At 38.5% G+C, this 4,160-nt stretch carries 4 protein-coding genes and 1 pseudogene; all 5 read left to right on the forward strand.

The window, feature by feature from the left end; translation table 11 throughout:
• On the forward strand, nt 1-359 hold a 359-nt coding region (locus WBJ10_RS11710), incomplete at its 5' end, for a JAB domain-containing protein (RefSeq protein WP_424290501.1).
• 386 nt (nt 360-745) lie between these two features.
• The gene (locus WBJ10_RS11715) at nt 746-1,333 is read left to right on the forward strand and encodes a GNAT family N-acetyltransferase (protein ID WP_424290503.1); all 588 of its coding nucleotides are present in this window, start codon (nt 746-748) and stop codon (nt 1,331-1,333) included.
• Nucleotides 1,330-2,247, forward strand: a complete 918-nt coding sequence (locus WBJ10_RS11720; RefSeq protein WP_424290505.1) for a response regulator transcription factor — start codon at nt 1,330-1,332, stop codon at nt 2,245-2,247. The genes WBJ10_RS11715 and WBJ10_RS11720 overlap by 4 nt, the downstream gene beginning before the upstream one ends.
• A 197-nt stretch (nt 2,248-2,444) precedes the next feature.
• Nucleotides 2,445-3,326 (forward strand): RteC domain-containing protein, encoded by an 882-nt coding sequence (locus WBJ10_RS11725; protein ID WP_424290507.1) that lies wholly within the window; start codon nt 2,445-2,447, stop codon nt 3,324-3,326.
• Nucleotides 3,327-3,675: 349 nt separating this feature from the next.
• Nucleotides 3,676-4,160: pseudogene (locus WBJ10_RS11730) on the forward strand (hypothetical protein); the annotation flags it as partial.

Raw genomic sequence — 4,160 nt, forward strand, 5'->3', positions numbered from 1 at the left:
GTTATAACATATTACTGCAAAACTGGGATATGAATAAAATCGATTTATTAGAGCAATTTAAAATCCTTTTATTAAACCGAGCTAATAAAGTGCTAGGAATATATGAAGTTTCGTCAGGGGGAATGACTGGAACAGTGGCCGATCCTAAGCTAATCTTCTCAACGGCTTTAAAAGGCTGTGCAAACTCAATCATTCTCTCTCACAACCATCCTTCAGGCAATTTAAAGCCAAGTCAAGCAGATATTAATCTTACTCAGAAGCTCAGAACTGCTGGAAGTTTTCTGGATATTGATGTTTTAGACCATATCATCCTGACCAGTGAAGGATATATTTCCTTTGTTGAAGAAGGGCTCATGTAGCCCTTTTTATTATAATTTGGCTGAATTTGAGTAATTCAATTCGGGTGACATTCTAGCCCTTAACCAATTCTAAACATTGTCGTTAATTTGATACGACTGAGCTCTTAAAACGTTATTACTGTCGTTCTTGATCTGACCGAAAAAGAGGACGAGGGTGATTTAACGATTTTGCCTAGAGAGGAATGTGCTTTTCCTCACCTAACAATTAGTTAATTATTGCGTATAACTAGGATCGCAGTTAATATTGCATATTCTTTAGTTAGTGAATTATTCAAAAAAATGGTAAGGGCTAGGCCTTTAGATATCTGATAAAAAGCAAGAAAACCTTATTAGCACCATTTTTGATAAAAATCATTGTAACGTAGTGCTTTCTAATCTTATAACCTATGAAAAGAGCCTCCTATAGTAACAAAAACAGGATTATCGATATCCTGTCCAAATCGTTTGATACGAACCAAAGTGTCAACTATATCGTAAAACAGGATGATAAACGACAAGAGAGAATCAGGTATCTAATGGATTATTCCTTTGAGGTCTGCTATTTGTTTGGAGAAGTTTATTTATCTGATGATAACAAAGCCTGCGCTTTGATATTATATCCTGACAAAAAGAAAACCACGCTTGAATCTGTAATTCTGGATGCCAAATTGATATTTAATTGTATCGGTATAGCCGATATTGGTAAAGCGATGGATAGGGAAGCCAAAATAAAAAAACTGAAGCCTAAAGAAAGGATGTATTACCTGTGGTTCATTGGTGTTGACCCAAAATACCAGGATTCTGGAATTGGAACCGATTTGATGCAATCGTTAATTGAGGACAGCGAGAAACAACAACGGCCAATCTTTCTTGAAACTTCGACACTGAGAAATCTTCCCTGGTATAAGAAATTCGGTTTTGACACATATAATGAACTTGTGTTATCATACAAGCTCTACTTTTTAAAGCGCAAACTGGCCAAACATAAGATATGAAGGTCTTCGGCACAGAAATGCTACTGGTGACATTTATTTTCGCGGTGCTCGAAATTGTAATGTTCTTTTACCAGTTTATTCATTATTTATCCCGTCCGCAGGAAAAACAACGTCTTTACTATTTGATTTTACTCTTCCTGCTGATCGTGTATAATATTACCGGCGGTCTTTTCCCTGATCCCGAGATCGGTCTTCCTATCGTAGCCCAAAATAGCATTGCCTATGGCAGCGGCTTTTTGATGGCATCCTACTTTCCGTATTACTTCTATAAAGGTTTTGATTTGAAACGCCTGCGCTTTCACGCGATTTATGGAGTTTTGCTCTTCCTGATACTGCCTTATCTTATCTTTTTTGTAATCGTTTACTCGATCAACAACAACCTTGATTTTGCCGTTAAATACGGCATAATTGCTCCTTTCTGCTATTCCATTGTTCTTCTCTGGGCGATTTTAAGGGCGATACGATTAAAATATAAGGGTAATAGAAGCCGGGCAACATTCATAGAGGTTGTTGCGGTCTACCTCGCGGTTATTCCCTGGGTAATGATGACGGTAATTGCCTATTTTAATCTGGGGCAACTGATTGAAGTTATTTGTACCAACGGTGGTTTTGTGGTTATCACCATCATGTTCATCTCTAAATCGGTTACTCAGGCAAGACTTGAATATCAGCAACTAATTGATTTAACCATAAACGGGGTGCGTCCGTCTGCCTTCCAGGATAACTGTACACAGTATAAGCTAACCAACCGGGAAATTGAAATTGTGCAACTGCTTAGACAAGGTAGTAAATATCAAAGTATTGGGGAGAAGCTATTCATCTCAGAGCTTACTGTAAAGAAGCACGTTCATAATGTGTTCGAAAAAGTGGGTGTCAATAATAAAGTTGAATTGATCCACAAAATGGAACAATAGCCTTGCTATTTACAGTAAAAGTCCCATTCCTCTCATACTTCACGTGAAAATACTCCTTTTGTAGTAGGTAAATACTCCTATTAGCGTATTTATACCGGTAACCTATTTACCCAATTTTGTCCTATAATATCCTGTCCATTGTAAGAGTTGTTGCCAGTAAACAGGCAGGACCGGATTTACTTTTAATCTACCGCTATATGTTAATCAAGTACACAGAACAATTGTATGCCGAGATGGAAGCGCAATTGGAACGCATTAATGGATCATTAAAAGAAGCTATTCTGAATTTAACGGAATCGCTCTTTTGTATTACAACAACCTTAAATCTTTTAAAAAAACTCATACAGGAACACCCTTTTGAGAATTTCGAGGATGAGATTGATTTTTTTAAAAACATTAAGCCACGATTTTACAGCTGGTATATTTATGTGGTTGAGCTATATAATATACTTTCAGCCGTACCTAGTGGTACAGATCAGATGATCCGAGATTATTTTATGGATGAGCTAAAGATCATTAACAGGTATTTTACTATTCATCAGTTTTACTATCAATACTTCCTGCGGGATGAGACCGCGATGGATGAAAACTATTTTCTACGTGTTAACCTTGTTCCTTTTCCAACCGGATCTGAACAGACCGCCGTTGATCCCGAATTCTCTACTAACCAGGATTATATGTTTTCCAAATTCCGGGCATACGAAATGCTAAGATCATTCTTGATCAGGAGGCTAAAACTTCTTTACCAAAACCCGGATAATGTCTTTATTGCCGAATTGCTCGCCGGTAAAAAGCGCTGGTGGTCTGGCGACAAAGTCGAACTTATTGAACTCGCCTATGGTATTTATTATACCAATAGATTGAATGAGGGTAAAGCAGAGATTGGAGATGTTGTTGAATGGCTGGAAGATAGTCTTCAAATTGATCTAAGCCAGGCTTACCGCATGTTCCTGGATATCCGCAGGCGAAAAACACTTAGTTATACCAAATACCTGGACGAAATGTGTGATTCAATCCACAAGCATATCGACGAAACCAACCGTTACAAACCGAAGACTCCCAAGCGACAGAATATATAATTGTTCAATTCGGGCAATAAATCTTTACCAACATTTTGAAGTTGGTAAAGCCCGGCCTTCATCCTCCCCAATTTTGTTCCCAGTTACAACAAGATCTTTGACATTGGGGGATGAAACATTATCCTGCGGAAGCGGGAAATTTTGCGAAGGTGAGATTATATCAATAATCTGAAAGCGCATTGGCAGGCGAGGGCCCGGTTCGTAGGAACCGACGTGAGTAATCCCGAATATATAGAACCAGTATCCGCATAACGTTTGGTGCGGATACTGGATTAACCAAGGGGGCATTCTGCCCCTTTTGTGTTTCTGAACTTTTCAGAATACTATCATTAAACTTAATTTATATGTTATGTTCTTAAATGCGAATGAGATCCGGGAAAAAGTTTCCCCTGTGGATCTGTTAGCCCATTTGGGTTATGCTCCCGCTTATAAATCAGGCAAAGAACTATTCTATCTTAGCATGCTCCGGGAAGAAAAAACTGCATCGCTTTGTGTCAATGAGCAACTGGGGATATGGTATGATCATGGCGGGCCAAACCACTCCGGTATTAAAGGAGGTAATGTAATTGACCTGGGACTGGCCTACTGGTTCCCTCTTTCCTTTCCAGAAGTGCTTGAAAAGATTAAGGATACCTGTTCTATTGAAATTTCAAAAATCCCTGCTCAAAAAGAATTAAATCAAAAGGCCAGACCCCGGATCGCAATTAAGGTTCCAAATTATAAAATTGAAGAAATAAAACCGCTGGGCAGTAATCCCGCCATTACTAGTTACCTGCAATATCGAGGGGTATGGGAAACAGCTGCTGAACATCTTAAAGAGATTTACTATTATAT

The organism is Daejeonella sp., assembly GCF_049655485.1.
Classification (GTDB): Bacteria; Bacteroidota; Bacteroidia; order Sphingobacteriales; family Sphingobacteriaceae; genus Daejeonella.